This is a genomic window from Subdoligranulum sp. DSM 23681 (genome assembly GCF_057005535.1).
The window spans coordinates 2,538,234-2,559,004 of record NZ_CM168050.1; the positions used below are offsets into that span (position 1 = coordinate 2,538,234).

Genomic DNA, 20,771 nt, shown 5'->3' on the forward strand with positions numbered 1-20,771 from the left:
TCCTTTTCGGACGGTCAGCGGCGGGCACGCCCCGCAAAACGGGTCCCCACCGGCCGACCGGCTACGATATCATACAGAACCAGGGCGTTGGCGCCGTTGGCAATCACCATATCCACCCCCGCGGAGGTGGCCAGCTTGGCCGCCATGATCTTGGTGGCCATGCCGCCGGTGCCCAGCTTGCTGCCGGCCCCGCCGGCCAGGGCCTCTACCTGGGGGGTGATCTCCGGCACGTTGCTGATGAGCTCCGCCTCCGGGTGGGTGTGGGGATCGGCGGTGTACAGCCCGTCAATGTCGCTGAGCAGCACCAGCAGGTCCGCCCGCATGTACTTGGCCACCAGGGCACCCATGGTGTCGTTGTCGCCCACCGAGATCTCCTCGGTGGCCACACTGTCGTTTTCGTTGATGATGGGGATGGCGCCCAGCTGCAGCAGGCGGTAGAGGGTGTTTTCCAGGTTCATCAGCCGGTTGGGGCTGTTGAAGTCCTCCCGGGTGACCAGGATCTGGGCCACCGTATGGTTGTATTCGGTGAACAGCCGGTCATAGGTGTACATCAGCTCACACTGGCCCACCGAGGCGGCTGCCTGTTTGGTGGCCATGTCGGTGGGGCGGTCGATCTGCAGCTTGCCGGCTCCCATGCCGATGGCGCCGGAGGACACCAGGATGATCTCGTGTCCGGCGTTTTTCAGGTCGCTGAAGGTCTTGACCAGCTCCTCGGTGTGGCGGATGTTCAGCCGTCCGCCTGCATACGCCAGGGTGCTGGTGCCGATCTTGATTACGATACGCATGTCAGTCCTCTTTCACGGGCCGTCAGCCCTTGGCCATTTCTTTTGTCTTGTCGTAGGCGGCCAGCACCGCATCGGTCACGGCCCCCCGGAAAGCCCGCTCTTCCAGCAGGCGGACTCCCTGGATGGTGGATCCGCCCGGGCTGCACACGGCATCCTTCAGGGCGCCGGGATGCATCCCGCTTTCCAGCACCATGCGGGCGCTGCCCAGTACCATCTGGGCGGCATATTCCTGGGCCTTGGCCCGGGGCAGTCCGGCGGCCACGCCGCCGTCGGCCAGCGCCTCAATGAACTGGTACACCCAGGCCGGACCGCAGCCGGACACACAGCTGGCGGCGTCGATGAGGGACTCCGGCACTTCGTCCAGCCGCCCTGCGGGGGCCATGACCTTCAGCCAGTCGGCCAACTCCGCCTCGGTCACATGTTCGCTGCAATACTGGATCATGCCTGCGCCCAGAGAAACCGGGGTGTTGGGCATCATCCGGATGATGGGCCCCTGCCCGCCGGCCAGTTCCAGAATGCGCTGCATGGGCAGACCGGCTGCCATGGTCACCAGAATGAACCGGTCACCCTTCTGGCGGCGGGCGTCCAGCACCGGCACCAGGTCGCCCAGCACACTGGGCATCATCTGGGGCTTGACGGCCAGGAACACAAAATCGCACCCGGCGGCGCCGGCGTTGTCCGCCGTGCGGCAGCCCAGTTCCCGGGCCAGCGCTTCTGCCTTGGCTGGTGTGCGGTTGGCCAGCACCACGTTCTGCGGGTCGGCGGCACGGCACACGGCCCGCGCCACGGCACCGCCCATGTTGCCGCATCCGATAAATCCATAGGTCATCCCAGATACCCCCCTGGCGTTTTGACACAAAAGTCTTTTGATTTATCCTAGCGCACCCAAAAGCCGATGTCAACAAAAAAGGCTGACAACAATCGGCAAAACTGGTATAATAACAAAGAAAGTACCCTATTTTTCCTGATGATTCGGAGGCAGTGACCTATGCAGTATGTACCTCTTGGCCAAACCGGCCTGACCATCTCCCGCCTGGGCTTCGGCGGCATTCCCATCCAGCGCATCGACCAGCAGGGCACACGCGCCCTGCTCAAGGCCGTGCATGAAGCAGGCATCAATTACATCGACACCGCTCGTGCCTACACCGTCAGTGAAAGCTGGATCGGTCAGTCCCTGGAAGAGCTGGGCCTGCGGGATTCCTTCGTTCTGGCCACCAAGTGTCGGGCGCTTACCGCTGCAGATATGCGTGCCGAACTGGCCGAAAGCCTGAAGAACCTGCGTACCGACCATATCGAGCTGTACCAGTTCCACAACCCCAGCCTGAAGGACCTGGAAACCATTCTGGCCCCCGGCGGTTCTCTGGAGGCGCTGCTGGAAGCCAGGAAGGAGGGCAAGGTGGGGCATATCGGCCTGACCGCCCACCTGGCCGCCGTGTTTGAGCGCGCCCTGGAGGTGGACGAGATCGAGACCATCATGTTCCCTTATAATATTGTGGAACAGCAGGGCGCCGACCTCATCGCCCGGTGTGCCGCCAAGGGCAAGGGCTTTATCGCCATGAAGCCTCTGGCCGGCGGGGCCATCGAGGATGGCCGTCTGGCCATGCGGTATGTGCTGTCCAACCCCGACGTGACCGTGGCCATCCCCGGCATGGCCGACCCGGCAGAGCTCACTTCCAACCTGGAAGGCGCTGCCAACACCGCACCCCTCACCGAGGAGGAGCAGGCTGCCTGCCAGAAGGTCCGGGATGCCCTGGGCACCCAGTTCTGCCGCCGGTGCAACTACTGCGCCCCCTGCACCGTGGGCATCCAGATCCCCAGCGCCTTCCTGTTTGACGGGTACATCGCCCGCTATGGCCTGGAAGACTGGGCCCGTCAGCGGTACGCTACCCTGCCGGTGAAGGCCAGTGCCTGTGTGGAGTGCGGCGCCTGCGAGACCCGCTGCCCCTACCAGCTGCCCATCCGCCAGATGCTCAAGAAGGTCGTGGAGCATTTCGGAGAATAATTTTGCGCGTTCTTCCCGCCGGGAAAGACAGGATTCTGCCTTTCCCGGCGGTTTTTTCGTGGAAACCGTGATTTTTTGGCAGGCAAGCTTGTGTTTCGCACCGGGACCATGCTATAATCTATTCTGTATCGGTTTGCGCATTTTTAAGCGCCTCTGCGCTTTGTGCAGACCGCAAATTCCGGAAAAGAGGTTCTGAACATCCATGCGTTTTGACGCTGACCTGCACTATCTTGACAATGCCGCCACCACCATGGTGGACCCTGCCGTGGCCGATGCCATCCATACGGCCATGCTGCACCACTGGGCCAACCCTTCCAGCCTGTACGACCCGGCGGTGCTGGCCCACGGGGCGCTGAACGCAGCCCGGGCCAAGGTGGCCAAAACGCTGGGATGCCAGCCCAAGGAACTGTATTTTACCGCCACCGGCACCGAGAGCAACAACCTGGCCATCCTGGGCGCCGTGGCCTCCCGCCGGTCCTGGGGCAGCAAGATCGTGGTCTCGGGATTTGAGCATCCCAGCGTGCAGCTGCCCATCCGGGCGCTGAAAGAGCAGGGCTTCACGGTGGTGGAGATCATGCCCCGGGCCGACGGCACCCTGGACATGGATGCCATGATCGACGCCGTGGACAAAAACACCGTGCTGGCCTGCTGCATGGCCGTCAACAATGAGATCGGCGCCCGCCAGGACATCGCCCGGTTTGCTGCCGGGGTCAAGGAGCGCAACTCCCGCTGCGCCGTCCATGTGGACGCGGTGCAGGCCTGGCTGCGGGTGCGGGTGCCCCTGAAAAACGTGGACAGTCTGGCGGTGTCCGGCCACAAGGTCCACGCCCCCAAGGGCATCGGGGCCTTGTATCTGCGCAGCGGCTACCACTGGACCGCCCCCATCCTGGGCGGGGGACAGGAGAACGGGGTGCGCCCCGGCACCGAAAACCTGCCCTACGCCGTGGGCCTGGGGGTGGCGGCCGAGCAGGGCGCCCGGACCATGGCCGCCCGCACCGCCGCCATCCAGGCGCTGAATGAGCGCCTGCGTGCCGGACTGGCCGAAATCCCGGAGGTGACCATCAACTCCCCGGACAACGCGGTGCCGGAGGTGCTCAACTTCAGCCAGCACTGCGTCAAGAGCCAGACCATGCTCAACTATCTGTCCGACCGTCATGTGTATGTGTCCAGCGGCAGCGCCTGTGAAAAGGGCGAGCCCAGCCATACCCTGACCGCCATGGGCTGTGACCACAACACCATTGATACCGCGCTGCGGGTCAGCTTCTGTGCCGACAACACCCCCGAGGACGTGGACGCCCTGCTGGAAGGGCTGAAAAGCGGCCTGCAGGAACTGCAGCATATCTGAATCACAACCGTATGAGAGGAATCGCATGAAAGAGATCATCCTTGCCTACCAGGGCGAAATGACCCTGAAAGGCCTGAACCGCGGCAAGTTCGAAGCCGGCCTTACCAAGAGCATCCGCCACCGCCTGGAGGACCTGGGCCCCTTCAAGGTCCATTCCGCCCAGAGCACCGTCTTCATTGAACCCCAGGAGGATGACCTGGATGTGGACGAGGCCTTCCGCCGCATCTCCAAGGTGTTCGGCATCGTCAAGATCAGTCGTGCCGTCTGCTGCACCAAGGACTTTGAGGACATCTGCCGCACCGCCGAAGCCTACCTGGGACCCCGGCTGCGGGGGCTGCGCACCTTCAAGGTGGAGGCCAAGCGCGCCGACAAGAAATACCCCATGAAGAGCCCGGAGATCTGCCGGGAACTGGGGGCTTACATCCTGTCCCACCACAACTACCTGCGGGTGGATGTGCACAACCCCCAGCTGGAGATCATGGTGGAGATCCGGGATAACGGTGCCTACATCCACGGTCCCAAGGAGGAAGCCGCCGGTGGTCTGCCGGTGGGAACCAGCGGTCGGGCGCTGAACCTGCTGTCCGGCGGCATCGACAGCCCGGTGGCCGCCTACTGCATGGCCCGCCGCGGTCTGGCTCTGCACCACATCCACTTCGCCAGCCCGCCCTACACCAGCCTGCGCGCCAAGCTGAAGGTCCAGGCCCTGGCCTGTGAACTGTCCGAATATATCGGCGACTGCGTGCTCTTTGTGGTGCCCTACACCAAGCCCCAGGAGTACATCCGGGACCATGCGCCCGCCCCGCTGTTCACCGTGCTCATGCGCCGCAGCATGCTGCGCATTGCAGAAAAGGTGGCCTCCAAAACGGGGATGGAAGCCCTGATCACCGGCGAAAGTCTGGCCCAGGTGGCCAGCCAGACCATGGCGGCCCTGGCCTGCACCGATGCCGCCCAGGACCTGCCGGTGCTGCGTCCCCTCATCGGCATGGACAAGACTGATATCGTGGCCATTTCCCGCAAGATCGGCACCTTTGAAACGTCCATCGAGCCCTATGAGGACTGCTGCACCATCTTCACCCCGCCCCATCCCAAAACCAAGCCCACCCTGGCTGAGATCGAGGCCGCCGAGGCCCAGATGCCCGGTCTGGCCGAACTGGAACAGGTGGCGGCGGACACGGTGGAAAAAATCTATGTGCGCATCGGGGACCAGCCCGAATTCTGAAACTGATATGGTACGGAGGCATCTGTCATGACCGCAGAGATCATCTGTGTGGGAACCGAACTTCTTCTGGGCGATATCGTCAACACCAACGCCCAGTTCCTGAGCCGTGAACTGGCGGAACTGGGCATCTCGGTGATGCATGAGCATGTCATCGGGGACAACACCGCCCGCCTGCGGGAACTGGTCAACCAGGCCCGACAGCGCAGCGACCTGCTGGTATTTTCCGGCGGGCTGGGCCCTACCGCCGACGACCTGACCAAGGAAACGGTGGCCGAAGCCTTCGGGGATACCCTGCATTTTGACGAGGAAGAATGGAACAAGATCCTGGCATTTTTCGCCCGCACCGGCCGCACCCCCAGTGAAAACAACCGCAAGCAGGCCATGGTGCCCACCAACGGCCACAAGATCCCCAACGACCACGGCACCGCCCCCGGTGCCTGGTTTGAGGACGCCCAGGGCCGCGCCGCCGTGCTCATGCCCGGGGTCCCCCGGGAGATGAAGGCCATGTGGACCGAGCAGGTCCGTCCGGCCCTGCAGGCCAGACAGAACTGCACCATCCACTCGGTCACCCTGCGGGTATTGGGAGGCGAAAGCCGCATTGCCAGCAAGGCGGCCGCCTTGTTCGAGAGCGAAAACCCCACCGCCGCCATCTACTGCAAGACAGGGGAGAGCGAGATCCGGGTCACCGCCCGGGCCGCCACTGCCGAAGAGGCCGAAAAGGCCTGCCGCGCCCGGATCGAGGAATTCCGGGCGGTGCTGGGGGACAACGCCTACGACACCGACGTGCCCGGACTGGAATACACGGTGGTGCGCATTCTGCGGGAGCGCGGTCTGCACGCCGCCACCGCCGAAAGCTGTACCGGCGGTCTGGTGGCTGAAAAGATCACCAACGTCCCCGGCGCCAGCGAGGTCTTCGGCTTCGGCTTCGTCACCTACGCCGAACAGGCCAAGAGCCGGCTGCTGGGGGTGGACCCGGCCATGATCCAGCGGTACAACGTGGTTTCCGGCCCGGTGGCCGTGGCCATGGCCCGGGGGGCGCTCCAAGCCTCCGGTGCCGATCTGGCCGTGGGCGTCACCGGCCTGGCCGGTCCCGGGGGCGCCCTTCCCGGCAAGCCGGTGGGCACGGTGTACCTGGGCGGTGCGGACGCCCGCAGCAACCGTTCCTACCTCATGCGGCTGGAACTGGGCGGCTACCAGGAACGGTCCATCATCCGCACCCGGGCTGCCCTGTACGCCCTGGACCTGCTGCGCCGTATGGCCCTGGGCCTGCCGCCGGACGGCGGGGTGACCCTGGAACCCGGCGATCCCGTACCCGAACTCTGACCGGGGCAAGCACCCCGTCAACCTTACAGATCACTACAGGAGGAACCCCCTATGCTATCGACCCAAATGCGCATCCTGCGGGTGTTCGGCCTGCCGGCGGCCGAGGTCCGCGCCGCCCTGCGCGCCGTGGAGGCGGAAGGCTGTTCCGGTCTGCGCCTGCTGGAACGCGACGGTGAATTTGCGGTCTGCGTCAAGGTCAGTGCGCCCACCCAGGCCATGGCCGACGAATACTGTGAAAAGTGGGTCCAGAAACTGCGCGCCCGCCTCGGCGATACAGTCTATGCCGACGGCGAGACCGGGCTGGCCCAGGCCACGCTGGATGTGCTGCTGAAAAAGCGCCGCCTTCTGGTGGCAGCGGATGAGACCACCGGCCGCCTGATCGGTGCCCGCCTGCAGCCGCTGGAACACAGCGAGGCCGCCTATGATTTCGGTACCCAGACCTGGGCTGACCGGGAGATCGCCCGCAAGCTGGTCACCCCCGCGTCTCTGCTGGAAAAATTCCCCGGTGACGTGGTCCAGGCAGCCGCCGGCCGCGCCCAGCTGGCGCTGGCACTCGGCGGCGCCGATTATGCCGTGGTGTACATGCCGGCCACCGTGGGGCAGGCTCCCTTTGCACTTCTGTGCGACAAGCGGGGAGCCGTGGCCACCGCCGTCAGCCCGGACCACAGCGATGCCGCCATCGCCAACAGCCTGCTGGATATGGTGCGCCGCCGTGCGCTGGGCCTGAAGCCTTTGCCTTCCGCCATTACCTTCCGTCCGGGCCATGAGCGCCCGCTGCTCATTGTCTCTCCGGAAGGGCAGCCCCGCACCGCGCCCATCACCGGCCGGTTCACGCCGCGCCGCGCCAAACCGGCTTCCGGAACGGCGTCCTCCGGGACCGCCCCCACCGGCACCATCACCTTTGAAAAACCGGTGACCGCCGGCACCGCGCCGACCGCCGCCCAGACCGCACAGGACACCCCGGTGCCGGATGAAGTGCTCCGCACACTGGGCTTTGACAAACCGGCGGAACAGGACCCTCTGGATTTCACCACCGCCGGCCCGGAAGCCGCGGCGGCTTCCCGCCACCTGCGCAGCCAGAAGGCAGCTTCCCGCCCCGCTCCGTCCGCATCCGCCGCAGCGCCGGAAGAACCGGTCTCCGCGGAGCAGCCGGCCCCCTCGATCCTGGACCAGGATATCCCGGACTTTTCTGCCGGTCTGGACCCCAAGGCCATCGCGGATGCCATGGCAGCGGATGAGCAGGAACCGCCCCATTCCACCGAGGAACTGCAGCAGGCGGCCAGCATGCTGTTTGACAAGGTGGAGATGCCGGAATCCCAGCCTGCCGCCCCCAAACAGCGGCACCGGCCGGACGCTGCGGCCATCAAGAACCGCAGTCTGGCCATGATCGAAAAGACCCAGCGCCGCCGTCGCCGCGGCGCGGTGCTGGCTTTCCTGTGTGTGGTGCTGGTACTGGCGCTGGGAGCGGGCGGTGTGTGGTACTTCTTCCGCAATGACCTGGGAGCCCGTCCGGCCCCCAAGGGGTACGGCACCGCCACCTTTGACAATACCGCCGAAAAATACCTGGCCAACGGCATGCGCCAGCTGGACGGCGTCACCGGATATCTGGCATTGCCCGGTATCAACGGACAGTTCGTGTACGCCCGGGACCGGCAGGATGCCCGCAGTCAGGCGGAAAGCGAATCTTCCATTTTCCTGACCGAGGACTGGCTGGGCAGCACCACGCCCTCCAACACGGTCATTGAATGGGGCGGCAGTCTGGCCGCACTGGAAGAGATCGACGCCATCCAGGAAAACAGCGGCTTCACCCTGTACCTGCCGGGGACGGCCTACCGCTGCAAGGTGGTGGCGGTTTACTATCAGGATCCCAATGAGCAGGGAGGCTTTGACCCTGCCGCCTACACCGACCTTTCCAACTACTATGACTACCTGAATTTCTCTCTCAACATCGGCACCCGGAGCCTGTACAACAGCACGTCGGCTTCTGCGGACGGGGAAAGCTATCTGACCCTGGTGGGCGGCAGCAGCACCGACGGCGTGCGTCTGTGCGTGACCGGCCGCCTGGTCCATGAGGATGAAGACCCGTCCCTGACCGAGACCATCTCGGAAAACGAGAACGCCCTGCTCACCGGGGTGCAGTATGAAAATGAGGGCAAGTCCGCCCCGGACCGCAGCGCCCTGATGAGCAGCCAGATGGACCGCTATACCACCCTGACCGGCCTGCGGGCCGGAACCGGCGGCAGCGGCACCCAGACCAGCGGGACCGACTCTTCCCAGGCCACCGCGGTGGATGAATCCCTGGCCAACCTGACCCAGCAGACCCAGAACCTGATCGCATCGGCGGATGATCTGCTGGCCGGTCTGACCGACATAGCGGGACAGTCCGGTGCGGCGGAGACCGACATCAACCAGGGTGCCGAAGGCACGCTGCCGGAGCAGACCGTCACCATCGAGAGCATCACCTCCGGTTCTGCTTCCTCCTCCGGGGACAGCAGCAGTGACTCTGCCTCCTCGGATTCTTCGTCCGATTCCTCTGCTTCCTCTGACTCGTCCTCTTCCACGGATTCTTCCGGTTCTTCCGGCGTCTCCGCCACCATCAACGTCACCATGAACGGCACAGCCCAGACCATGGATCTGGTCACCTGTCTGGCCATGGTGGCCCAGAATGAGCTGGGCCCCAACGCCCCGGCGGAAGCCTACAAGGCCCAGTGCGTGGCCACCCACAGCTGGATTCTCAGCCAGAGCGGATATCCTTCGGTGGCAGGCACCACCCCGGGCAGCGCGGCCACAGCTGCGGCCCAGGAGGTGGCCAACGTGCTGGTGACCTACAACGGCCAGGTCTGCTTTACCCCGTATTTTGCCTCCGCCTCCACCGGTACGGCTTCCGCCGCCGATGTGTGGGGCAACTCCCGCCCCTGGCTGGTGGCGGTGGACAGCCCCTATGACCAGAGCACCGCGACCAACTGGAACACCAACGGGTATAACACCGGCTGTGCCCGCTTCTCCCGCCAGACCCTCCAGGATCGCATCAAGGAGAAGATGGGGGTGGACCTGTCCGGGGTGGATCCCAACAGCTGGTTCACCATCCTGTCCAAGAATGAGTACGGCTGGGTCACCCAGATGCAGATCGGCCCCAACGCCAGCGGCAACGACACCTGTTCCGGCCGCTGGTTCCGGGAAGTGCTCACCGCCGGCTGCAGCGTGGACGGACGCAGCCTGCGAAGCCAGTGCTTTACCGTTACATATGACGCCAGCCTGGACTGCTTCATCTTTGATGTGTACGGGTACGGGCATGGCTGCGGCATGAGCCAGTGGGGCGCCATCGGGTATGCCAACAACGGCTGGAACTACCAGCAGATCCTGCAGCATTATTATCCCGGCACCACCCTGACCACCATCGGCTGAGCCCGAAAAAATCCGGAATACCTGACTAACAGCTCCCTTTTCCGCGTACAATAGGCGGGGAAGGGGGCTTTTTTATGTCCATGTCCGTTGCCAAAAAACTGGTCCGGCGCACGGCGGCGCTGCCCGGGTTTGACCTGCCATTCGCCGCCATTCTGCTGCTGCTTTTGGCCTATGGCCTGCTCATGCTTTTTTCGGCGGGGTATGCGGTGGCACTCTACCGCCGGGGCGATGCCTATACCTATATCCGGCCCCAGCTGCTGTTTGCGGTGCTGGGGGTCATTGCCATGTATGCGGCGTCCCTCATCGACTATCACGTCTGGCACAGACTGGCCTGGTGGCTGATGGGTGTCTCTCTGGTGCTGCTGGTGGTGGTCCTGTTTATGCCGGAATACAACGGCTGCAAACGCTGGATCGTCATTCCCGGCCTGGGCACTCTGCAGCCCAGCGAGATCGCCAAATTTTCGGTGGTGCTGGTCTTTTCCCACATCATCTCCCTGAACCATGACCGGATGAAGCGCTTTTCCACCGGGGTGCTGCCATTTGCCTTGGTCCTGGGGGTGGTGGCGGTGCTCATGTTGCTGGAACCCCATCTGTCCGGCACGGTGCTGATCCTGGGCATCGGGGCGGTGCTGATGTTCGTGGGCGGCACCGGCCTGCAGTGGTTCGGCATGGCAGGGGCTTTGGGGGTGGGGGCCATTGCGGCGGCGGTGGTGCTGCTGCCCGACCTGGTACCCTACGCCACCAGCCGTCTGTCCTCCTGGCTGGACCCCTTTGCCGACCCGCTGGGAGCCGGACACCAGACCATCCAGAGCCTGTATGCCATCGCCTCCGGCGGCATTGTGGGGCTGGGACTGGGCAACAGCCGGCAGAAATACCTCTATGTCCCTGAACCGCAGAACGACTTCATCTTTTCCATCCTGTGCGAGGAACTGGGGTTTGTGGGGGCGGCCCTGGTGGTGGTGCTGTTTCTGGCGCTGTTTCTGCGCGGCATGAGCATCGCGGTACGGGCACGGGATAAATTCGGGGCCCTGCTGGTGGTGGGATTTGTCACCCAGGTGATCCTGCAGGCGGTGCTGAACATTGCGGTGGTCACCAACAGCATTCCCAATACCGGCATCAGCCTTCCCTTTTTCTCCTCCGGCGGCACCAGCCTGCTCATGCTGCTGGGGGAGATGGGCATCGTTCTTTCCGTTTCCCGGCAGGCGGATGCACGCTGAGCCTTTCCTTTGTATACATCCTTTTCACTTGTTTGGCGGGGGTGGGTGTGGTATACTGATTCATAATGTATCTTTGTGTGCCACAGGAAAGGAGACCCCCATCCGTGCAGCAAAAATCACTTTCGGCCCCGGCGTTTCTGGGGCGGGCGGCAGCGGCCTTTGCGGCCACCTTCGTGCTGCTTTTTGTACTGCTTTTTGCGGCCTGCTGTGTGCCCGGTGCCCCGGTGCGGCGCAACATTGCCCGGTCGGTGCCGCTTTTGCAGCAGGAGGGCCTGTATCCCGAATACTTCGGTTTCAAGCTCTTCCAGATGGACAATTATACCGATACCATCATGCTGTTTGAAGCCGCCGCCATGGACGAAACCGATCCTTTGACCGCCATGATGCGCGGCACCACCTACAACGTGGATAACTTCACCTCCATGCAGGACGATCTGGCCCGATACCTGGATGCCCGGGAAACCGGGTCTGACCTGCCCGATGACCTGGAACCCTTCTCCTATGCCCGCTACTGGCATGGATACCTGATCTGGCTGCGCCCGCTGCTGGCATTTCTGACCTACGGCCAGATACGGCTGGTGCAGTATGGGGTGCTGTTCGTGCTGCTGGCCCTGGTGCTGGCCCGCCTGTGGAAACAGGCCGGCTGGCGTCCGGCACTCTGGTTTGCCCTGAGCCAGCTGGCGGTCAGCGTGTTTTTTGTACCCCGGCAGGTGCAGTTCTTCACCACCTTCTTTCTGGCCTATGCGGGCTGTGCCTGGGTGCTGGACAAACGCTTCGGACCCCGCACGCCCTTCCGGCTGGCCTGGGGGCTGGTGGTGCTGGGCACAGCCACAGCGTTCTGTGATCTGCTGGTCACCCCCATCCTGACGCTGGCACTGCCCATGGCGGTCTGGCTGGTGTGTGTGCCCCAGCGGCTGTGTTCCGGCGCGCGGCAGTGTGCCGCCGTCATCTCCGGGTCTCTTTGCTGGGGCGTGGGATATGCCGTGTGCTGGGCGCTGAAATGGGTCCTGGCCGGGCTTGTCACCGGGCAAAATGTTATCGGGGATGCCATCCACCAGATGGGGGTGCGCACCGCTGCCGATACCTGGCACGGCATCGAGCTGACCTGGGGCAATATCCTTGCCTTTGTGTACCAGACCCTGCAGGACAAGGGCCTTTTCTGGCCGCTGGTCCTGCTGGCGGTGCTGTGCGTGGCGGCCTTCCTGCTCTGCCTGCGCGGGCGGCAGGCTCTGCTGCGCGCCCTGCCTCTGGGACTTACCGCCCTGATGGCGCCGGTGTGGCTGGCTGCCCTGCGGGCGCATTCCATCCAGCACGGCTGGTTTACCTGGCGCGCCCTGGCACCCACGGTGTTTGCGGGGCTGGCGTTCGTGTACTATTCCTGCAGCCTGCGGGCGGGCATCCGCCGCCTGCGGCGCAAATGATGAGGAACATACCATATGAAGGAAGAAGAAAAAAAGGCCGTACATACCGAGCCTGAACAGGAACAATCCCCGGCGGCGGACGATGCACAGCCGGCACCGGCCGACAAGGCCGCCGAAGCCCCGGCAGCGCCTGATGACGGGCAGGCTCCGGCGGAAAATGTGCCGGAAGCGCAGACGGCCCCGGAACCGGCAGCAGAGGCCGACGGGGCGGCACCGCCTGCCCAAGAGTCGCCGGAATCAAAGGCGGAGGAAAGTACCGGATCGGAGCAGGCATCCCCGGACAAAACAGCGGAGGACTCTGCCTGCGCTGCGGCGGCAGAAGCCCCGGCGGAACCTGCTTCGGCCGGGGATTCCGCCAACCCCGAAAAAGCAGACACCCCGGTCCCTGACAAGGAGGAAACACCCGCCCCGGCAGCGGAAACATCCGGGAAATCTTCTGCCGCCCGAAAACGCCGTCTGCCGGTGTGGGCACGCATCCTGCTGGGCGTGCTGGCGGTGGTCGTGGTGTTTGCGGGGCTGGCCGTGGGGTATATCAACGGCAAGCTGGATCTGATCCGCTATGACGATGGTACGGTGGACAGTGTGGGCTCCATTGACGCCGGGGAAGACCAGGACCTGGACAGCAGCGGCCTGGAACACAACACCGGCGACATGATCATGCCGGAAGGCAGCCCTTTCCAGGATGACAATGTGCTCAATGTGCTGCTCATCAGCACCGACGAACGCACCGACGCCGTCAATGACGCCGATGCCTTTACCCATCTGAACGATCTGGACGGCACCCGTGCCACCACCGAATTCAGCTCCGACGCCCGGGCCGACAGCCTGATCCTGGCCTCTCTGAACATCCAGGAAGACACCATCAAGCTGGTGTCCATCGAGCGTGCCACCGGTGTGCCCATCATGCTGGACGGGTACGAGGACCAGTATGACTGGATCACCCACACCTTCCGTTACGGCGGCGCGCGCCTGACCGTGGACACGGTGGCGGAATGCCTGAACCTGGACGTGGATCACTATGTGCGTTTCAACTTCAACTCTTTTGTGCAGATCGTGGATGCCGTGGGCGGCATCGATATTGAACTGACCGAGATGGAGGCTGCGGCCCTGAACTGGGAAGTGCCCTCCAACTCCATGCTGATTATCGGCAAGGTGCATGCCGGCCTCAACCATCTGGACGGCTACACCGCTCTGCAGTATGCCCGTCTGCGCGCCATCGACAATGACTGGCAGCGCATCGTGCGGCAGCGCACCGTCATCCAGGCGGTGCTGGACCAGATCCAGCATGCCTCGGTCACCGAGCTGGATGACCTGCTCAATACAGTTCTGCCTCTGGTGCAGACCAACTTCACCAAATCGGAGATCGCGGCGCTGCTGGTGCAGCTGCCCGGTTTCCTGGGGGTGCAGACGGAGCAGATGTCCCTGCCGGTGGAAGGCACCTACGGCGTGCGCACCGGTATGGACAACCGCACCATGTATGACCCCGACTGGCAGACCAACAGCGATATCCTGCAGGACTTCTTCTACGGGGATATGACGGCCGATGAGGCCATCGCCGCCCATGTGGCAGACGAGAGCGCCACGGCGGAGACTGCCGAAGAAGAGCCTGCGCGGGATCTGACCCCCATGGAATCCTATCTTACCGCAAACAGCAGTCCTGTGGATCTGGAAGAGGGCATCAACGGGGAGGATTTCGGCAACGGCAACTACCGGGTCTTCCTGGCCGGCGCACCCCAGGGCACCAACGTGTACTGGCAGATGAAGCAGGCCCTGGTGCAATACCTCCATGAAAGCCAGGGCGTGAATGTGCTGCTGGAGGACTGCGGTCCCGCAGCCGCCCTGAGCCTGCAGCGGTATATTGATACCGGCAGCGGCTGCACCTTCTCCAGCCAGGAAGAGGAAGATTTCTGGTCCTGGCTGTATGAGTACAACGACAGCCAGCTGGACAGCGGCAAATTCACCGTGGTGGGCCTGGGCAGCGACAGCGACCCCGACATGGTCCTCACCGGCCTGAGCACCCTTCTGGACGAGGAAGTGACCGGCGAAGACCTGTCCGGTACCGCAGCGCGCCATCTGCTGACCAATCTGCGGCAGGGCAATGGGGTGCGCACCAATTCCTCCTACCGGCTGCTGTATCAGCTGCAGCGTCTGGCCCAGGGCAGCACGACGGATCAGAACGACCTGAACCTGCTGTTCGGAGAAAATACCGACCGTGTTCTGTCCATTCTGGACAGCGTTCTGTCCGGCAGCGGGCAGAAGGGGTCTCTGGCCGACAACTTCACCACGGTCTGGCAGCAGTACAGTGACCAGAACTTCTTCGGCATGTTCGCCCCCGAGGAAGTCCTGCTGACCCCCGCCGACCTGGACGGGGACGGTCAGGCGCCCCAGACCACTCTGGCCATGGCCATCAACACCGGTTCCACCCCCGCCGCCGGCAAGGTCTGCGCCATTCTGGGCGCCTGCCTGGATGTGGACGGGGAAGGTACCCAGCCCCAGGGCATTGATGCCGGAACGCTGTACAGCACCCTGGCCGATGCCGACGCCCTGCTGGCCCGTCAGAAACCGGAAGCCACCGCCACCCCGCAGCCCACCCTCCAGCCTGCCGGCGGGGAGGAAACCGGGGAAGAAGCGGCGGATGACGGAGACTGCTACTTCCTGGCCCTGGACGGAAAAGACAGCCCCTATGCCGAGGAAAACGGCATCCTGACGGGAAATGCCGACCAGCCTGCCGCCGACTATTTCCAGAAGATTCTGCTGATGCCTTCGGCACAGGGGGTCACGTCGGCGGAAGAGGAGACCGGGGCCGCAGAAGCTGCCGGCCGGTAAAATCCACAATAATTTTCCCGGAAGTGTTGACAAAACCGGAGAACTGTGCTTTAATTAGCTAAACCAATGAAGCGAAAGTAAAACTGCAGGCGCACCCACAGAGAGCCCCCGATGCTGGGAACGGGGCGGAGAGCGGAGCAGAACAATGGTTCGCGGAGGGCACGGGGAAAAGGCAGAAGCCTGAGTATCCGCTGACGGCAGCCCCCGTTACAGGGCAGGGAAGTGTTGGCTTCCCGCAGAGCGGCCGTGCAAAGCACGGCAAGCAAGGTGGCACCACAGGAATTTGTTCCTGCCCTTGCACAGGCAACAGGTCTGTGCAAGGGCAGTTTTTTTATCCCCGGTACAGACAGAATCACCGTATTCACAAGGGGGCCATGAACCATGAAACACATCCGATTGGCAGAGCGATGGCGGGGCTGATCCGTTTGTCCGTCCCATCACCCGAAAACACTGTATGCTCACTGCAAGAGAGGATGCTTACCATGAAAAAGACCATTGCTATGCTGACCGCCGCCACCCTCGCCCTTTCCCTGGCCGCCTGCGGCGGCACCGGGGACACTTCCGGTTCCTCTGCTTCCACCTCCGCTGCCACGGCGGACAACGCTTCCGCAGGCGGATACCGCATCGCCATTGTGCAGCAGCTGGACCACGCCAGCCTGGACGAAATCCGCACCGCCATCGAGGCGGAACTGGATGCCAAGGCCGCCGAGCTGGGCATCACCATTGAATACAAGGATTTCAACGGCCAGAACGACCCCACCACCCTGAACCAGATCGGCACCCAGGTGGTCTCCGACGGGTATGACGCCATCATCCCCATCGCCTCTCTGGCAGCCCAGTGCATGACCACCGCCGCTGCCGATACCGGGACCCCGGTGATCTACGCCGCCATCTCCGACCCCGAAGCTGCCGAGCTCACCGGCATTGACTACGTCACCGGCACTTCCGACGCCCTGGACACCAAGTTCATCATGGACATGATGTTCGCCGCCGACCCGGACATCCAGACCGTGGGCCTGCTCTACTCCAACTCCGAGCCCAACTCCGAAAAGCCCATCGCGGATGCCAAGGCATATCTGGACGAGAAGGGCATCGCCTACGTGGAAGCCACCGGCAACACCAACGATGAGGTGCTCAGCGCTGCGGCCAACCTGGCCGATCAGGCCGACGCCGTCTTCACCCCCACCGATAACGTGGTCATGGCCGCCGCCGCTGCGGTCAGCGAGACCCTGACCAAGGCGGGCGTGCCCTACTACACCGGCGCAGACAGCTTCGTCACCGCCGGCGCCCTGGCCACCTGCGGCGTCAACTACACCGACCTGGGCACCACCACCGCCGACATGGCCCTGGATGTGCTGCAGACCGGCACCGTGCCCGAGTACCATGTGATGGAAGGCGGCATCATCACCGTCAACACCGAGACCGCGGCTGCGCTGGGCATCGATCCCTCCGCCTTCGCCGACCTGGGCGGCACCCTGAAGGAAGTCGTCACCGCGGCCGAATAATTCCCCATAACCAACGGCAGGCAGCGCCCCGCAGGTGCGCTGCTTTTGCCTTTGTCAGAAACTTTTTCCCGGAAAGGAAGGTCCTGCCGACCATGTTATCCATCGCCATCATCCAAAGCGCGCTGGAGCTGGGCTGCATCTATTCTCTTGTGGCCATGGCCCTGTTCCTCAGCTTCCGTGTGCTCAACATCGCGGATATGACCACCGACGGCGCATTCACCCTGGGCTGCGCGGTCTCCGCCACCGCCGCCGTGGCCGGACACCCCTTCCTGGGGCTGGTGCTGGCCATTCTGGCCGGTGCCTGCGCGGGCTTCGTCACCGCTTTGCTCCAGACGCGCCTGGGCGTGCCCTCCATCCTGGCCGGCATCGTCACCAACACCGGGCTGTATACCGTGAACCTGGCCATCATGGGCTTCTCTTCCAACGTGCCCATGCTCAAAACCACCACCATCTTCACCCTTGCCCAGGACCTGATGGGGGAGAACGCCCCCTACAAGCTCATCGTGGCCGCGGCCATCACCGTGGTGGTCTGTGTGCTGCTCATCCTCTTCCTGGGCACCCGGCTGGGTCTGTCCATCCGGGCCACCGGCGACAACCCGGACATGGTCCGGGCCAGCTCCATCAACACGGCGTTTACCGTCACGGTGGGGCTGTGTGTGGCCAACTGCATGACCTCCCTGTCCGGGGCGGTGCTGGCCCAGTACCAGCGCTCCGCCGATATCAACCTGGGTACCGGCATGGTGGTCATCGGTCTGGCCTCCCTCATCATCGGCGAGACCCTCTTTGCCCGGGGCGGGCTGTGGGTCAAGGCGGTAGCGGCCATCGGCGGCAGCGTGATCTACCGCTTCATCATTGCCCTGGCGCTGCGCATCAATGTGCCCTCCGAGTGCATGAAACTGCTCTCCGCCGTCATTGTGGGTCTGGCCATCGCCGCACCCACCATCCGCAAGAACGTGGCCTTTGCCCAGCGCCGTCGGGCAGCCCGGAAGCAGGGAGGTGGCAGCCGTGCTTGATCTGAAAAATGTGGGCAAGACCTTCAACCCGGGCACCGTCAATGAGAAAAAGGCCCTCACCGGTGTCAATCTTCACCTGGACGCCGGTGACTTCGCCACCATCGTGGGCTCCAACGGTGCCGGCAAATCCACCCTGTTCAACGCCATTGCCGGCTCTTTTGTGCCGGACACCGGCAGCATCCTGCTGGATGGGGAGGACATCACCTTCCTGCCGGACTACCGCCGGTCCAAGACCATCGGCCGGATGTTCCAGGACCCTCTGCGGGGCACCGCGCCCAACATGACCATTGAGGAAAATCTGGCCCTGGCTTATCTGCGGGCTTCGGGGCAGACTTCCCCCTTCTCCCGCATCACCCGGGCAGACCGGGAGCTCTTTGCCCAGCGGCTGTCCCAGCTGGGTCTGGGGCTGGAAAAACGGATGAAACAGCCGGTGGGCCTGCTTTCCGGCGGACAGCGTCAGGCCCTGACCCTGCTCATGGCCACCCTGGTCACCCCCAAGCTGCTGCTGCTGGATGAACACACCGCCGCCCTGGACCCTGCCACCGCCGACAAGGTACTGGAACTGACCAAGAGTATCGTGGCCGAAAACCACATCACCTGCCTGATGATCACCCACAACATGCACGATGCCCTGACCCTGGGCAACCGTACCCTGATGATGGACAGCGGCCGCATCGTGCTGGATATTGCCGGACCGGAACGCAAAGGCCTGACCGTGGACGACCTGCTCCAGCGGTTTGCCAAAAATGCCGGACACGCCCTGTCCGACGACCGGGTCCTGCTCAGTCAGGCGGAAGAATAAAGGGCAGAAAACCAAAAAAGCCAACAAAAATCCCCCGCGCCGGAAATCAACCGGTACGGGGGATTTTGCACTGTTTACAGGAATTTGGTGGAAAACTCAGCGGACCATCAGATCAGCTGCTTTGTACAGGTCGCCGCAGCTCATGCAGACCACCAGGTCGCCCTTTCTGGCGTTTTCCCGCACCCAGGCGGCGGCGCTTTCCAGCCCGTCAACCACCACGCTGCCGGGAATCTTGGCAGCCAGGTCCTCGGTGTGTACGCTGCCGTCATCCACCTCGCGGCTGCCCATGATGGGCAGGAGCACACAGACGTCGGCGGTGTTCAGGACCTTGGCAAAGTCGTCCATGAGGGCCTTGGTGCGGCTGTAGGTGAAGGGCTGATGCACCGCGATGATGCGGTCATAGCCCATCTTGTGGGCGGTGGCCAGGGTGGCGGCCAGCTCGGCGGGATGGTGGGCGTAATCATCCACCACCACGGCGCCGGAAGGCGTCTCGCCCTTGACCTCGAAGCGGCGGCCGGTGCCCTTGAAGATTTCGGCAGCGCGCTCGGCGTCGGCGGGGGTCAGGCCCAGGGGACGCACGCAGCAGCACATGGCCAGAGCGTTGTAGATGTTGTGGTAGCCCGGAACGCCCAGACGCAGGTGGGCAAAATGATCGTCCAGCTCATGGACATCGAACTCGTAGAATCCGGGCCGGTATTCCTGGATATTCACGGCGCGGAACCGGGCCTCCTCCTCAATGCCGAAGGACAGCACCGGCCGGTCGATGGAATTGACCACGTCCACGGTGTTGTGGTCATCCATGTTGAAGACCACCGTGCGGGACAGCAGAGCGAACTTCTGGAAAGCCAGCTTCAGCTTGCCCATGGTGTGGTAGTATTCCAGGTGGTCGTTGTCGATGTTCAGGATCACGCCGATGTAGGGGGTCAGATGCAGGAAAGTCTCGTGGTACTCACAGGACTCAATGACGGCGGTCTGGCCGTTGCCTGCCTTGCCGTACCCCTGGATCAGGGGCAGCTTGCCGCCGATGACCGCGGCTGGATCCCGTCCGGCCAGTTCCAGCATGGTGGTGATCATGCCGGAGGTGGTGGTCTTGCCGTGGGTGCCGGACACGCCCACCGTCATGGGGTACATCCGGCTCACATAGCCCAGCAGTACGCTGCGCTCCACCGCCGGAATGCCGTGGGCGCGGGCGGCAGCCAGCTCAGGGTTGTCGTCATGGATGGCAGCGCTGTACACCACCAGGTCGGCACCCTTCACGTTTTCCGCGTTGTGGCCCAGGGTCACGGTCATGCCCATGGCGCGCTCGGATTCGGTGATCTTGGTCTCCTCCACATCGGAGCCGGACAGGGTCAGTCCGCGGGTGTGCAGGATCTGGATCAGGGGATACATCCCCGACCCGCCGCAGCCGATCAGATGTACGTGCTTGACATTGTCCAGCAGTTTGGGATCATAGGTGTTGAAAAAAGGCATCGGTCCTCACCTCAAAAAAATGCCTGCCCGCCCGCGGCGGGAACAGGTTGATTCTGCTTTTATGCATGATATAATGATTATAGTATTTTTTGGCCGCAAAATAAACACTTTTTTTGAAAAAAGGGCGAATATGGCTGAAAAAAACGCCATGAACCATCGCCGCGGGTGCCGGAATCACCGAAAGAGGAGTCCACCATGAAACGCAGCAGCCTGATCTACGGCTTCAATCCCCACGCCCTGTGCAGTGCGGGCAAGGATTTTGTGCCCGTGGCCATCACCCCCAGGGAGCTGGGGCGCATCGGCATTCCGGCCCGCAAGGTGGAGCGGGTCATGCAGGAACTGTCCCGGCTGGTGCAGGCGGATCCCGCCCTGGACGATCCGGCCGTCCTGACAGGGCTGGCGCGGCAGATCGCGGCGCAGCTTCTGTAGGAGGCCCGT

General features: G+C 63.5%; 15 protein-coding genes. 12 read left to right on the top strand and 3 right to left on the bottom strand.

What is annotated here, in order from left to right:
• Positions 1–14 precede the first annotated feature (14 nt).
• On the bottom strand, positions 15–785 hold the full coding sequence (gene proB / locus AC127K_RS11695; RefSeq protein ID WP_483720730.1) for a glutamate 5-kinase: 771 nt from the start codon (positions 783–785) through the stop codon (positions 15–17).
• 22 nt (positions 786–807) lie between these two features.
• Positions 808–1,614 carry a pyrroline-5-carboxylate reductase gene (gene proC / locus AC127K_RS11700; RefSeq protein WP_483720732.1) on the bottom strand — a complete coding sequence of 269 codons (807 nt, stop codon included), beginning with the start codon at positions 1,612–1,614 and terminating at the stop codon, positions 808–810.
• Positions 1,615–1,773: 159 nt separating this feature from the next.
• Here proC and AC127K_RS11705 point away from each other — a divergent pair, with 159 nt between their 5' ends.
• From AC127K_RS11705 to AC127K_RS11755, 11 genes are all read left to right on the top strand, one after another.
• The gene (locus tag AC127K_RS11705) at positions 1,774–2,787 is read left to right on the top strand and encodes an aldo/keto reductase (protein WP_294541253.1); all 1,014 of its coding nucleotides are present in this window, start codon (positions 1,774–1,776) and stop codon (positions 2,785–2,787) included.
• Positions 2,788–2,989: 202 nt separating this feature from the next.
• The gene (locus AC127K_RS11710; RefSeq protein ID WP_483720734.1) at positions 2,990–4,132 is read left to right on the top strand and encodes a cysteine desulfurase family protein; all 1,143 of its coding nucleotides are present in this window, start codon (positions 2,990–2,992) and stop codon (positions 4,130–4,132) included.
• A 25-nt stretch (positions 4,133–4,157) separates the two neighbouring features.
• Positions 4,158–5,351: a tRNA uracil 4-sulfurtransferase ThiI gene (gene thiI, locus AC127K_RS11715; RefSeq protein WP_483720735.1), complete on the top strand. Its 1,194-nt coding sequence runs from the start codon at positions 4,158–4,160 to the stop codon at positions 5,349–5,351.
• Positions 5,352–5,378: 27 nt separating this feature from the next.
• Positions 5,379–6,674, top strand: a complete 1,296-nt coding sequence (locus AC127K_RS11720) for a competence/damage-inducible protein A (protein WP_483720737.1) — start codon at positions 5,379–5,381, stop codon at positions 6,672–6,674.
• A gap of 51 nt (positions 6,675–6,725) precedes the next feature.
• Entirely contained in the window at positions 6,726–10,079 is a 3,354-nt protein-coding gene (locus AC127K_RS11725; RefSeq protein WP_483720739.1) for a SpoIID/LytB domain-containing protein, read from the top strand.
• An 80-nt stretch (positions 10,080–10,159) separates the two neighbouring features.
• A complete protein-coding gene (locus tag AC127K_RS11730; protein WP_483722192.1) occupies positions 10,160–11,296 on the top strand; it encodes an FtsW/RodA/SpoVE family cell cycle protein in 1,137 nt (378 codons plus the stop codon).
• A 104-nt stretch (positions 11,297–11,400) separates the two neighbouring features.
• Complete coding sequence (locus AC127K_RS11735; RefSeq protein ID WP_483720740.1) at positions 11,401–12,717, top strand: hypothetical protein; 1,317 nt, start codon at positions 11,401–11,403, stop codon at positions 12,715–12,717.
• Between the two features lie 15 nt (positions 12,718–12,732).
• A complete protein-coding gene (locus tag AC127K_RS11740; RefSeq protein ID WP_483720741.1) occupies positions 12,733–15,543 on the top strand; it encodes an LCP family glycopolymer transferase in 2,811 nt (936 codons plus the stop codon).
• Positions 15,544–16,025: 482 nt separating this feature from the next.
• Complete coding sequence (locus tag AC127K_RS11745; RefSeq protein ID WP_483720743.1) at positions 16,026–17,048, top strand: ABC transporter substrate-binding protein; 1,023 nt, start codon at positions 16,026–16,028, stop codon at positions 17,046–17,048.
• A 92-nt stretch (positions 17,049–17,140) separates the two neighbouring features.
• Entirely contained in the window at positions 17,141–18,061 is a 921-nt protein-coding gene (locus AC127K_RS11750; protein ID WP_294539321.1) for an ABC transporter permease, read from the top strand.
• Complete coding sequence (locus AC127K_RS11755) at positions 18,054–18,863, top strand: ABC transporter ATP-binding protein (RefSeq protein WP_294539323.1); 810 nt, start codon at positions 18,054–18,056, stop codon at positions 18,861–18,863. The genes AC127K_RS11750 and AC127K_RS11755 overlap by 8 nt, the downstream gene beginning before the upstream one ends.
• 96 nt (positions 18,864–18,959) lie before the next feature.
• Here the strand turns inward: AC127K_RS11755 and murC are convergent, their stop codons facing one another.
• Positions 18,960–20,333 carry a UDP-N-acetylmuramate--L-alanine ligase gene (murC, locus tag AC127K_RS11760; protein ID WP_483720744.1) on the bottom strand — a complete coding sequence of 458 codons (1,374 nt, stop codon included), beginning with the start codon at positions 20,331–20,333 and terminating at the stop codon, positions 18,960–18,962.
• A 195-nt stretch (positions 20,334–20,528) separates the two neighbouring features.
• On the opposite strand from murC, the gene AC127K_RS11765 reads away from it, so the two are divergent.
• Positions 20,529–20,762, top strand: coding sequence for a hypothetical protein (locus tag AC127K_RS11765; RefSeq protein WP_483720745.1), 234 nt, complete (start codon positions 20,529–20,531; stop codon positions 20,760–20,762).
• The last annotated feature ends 9 nt before the right edge of the window (positions 20,763–20,771 follow it).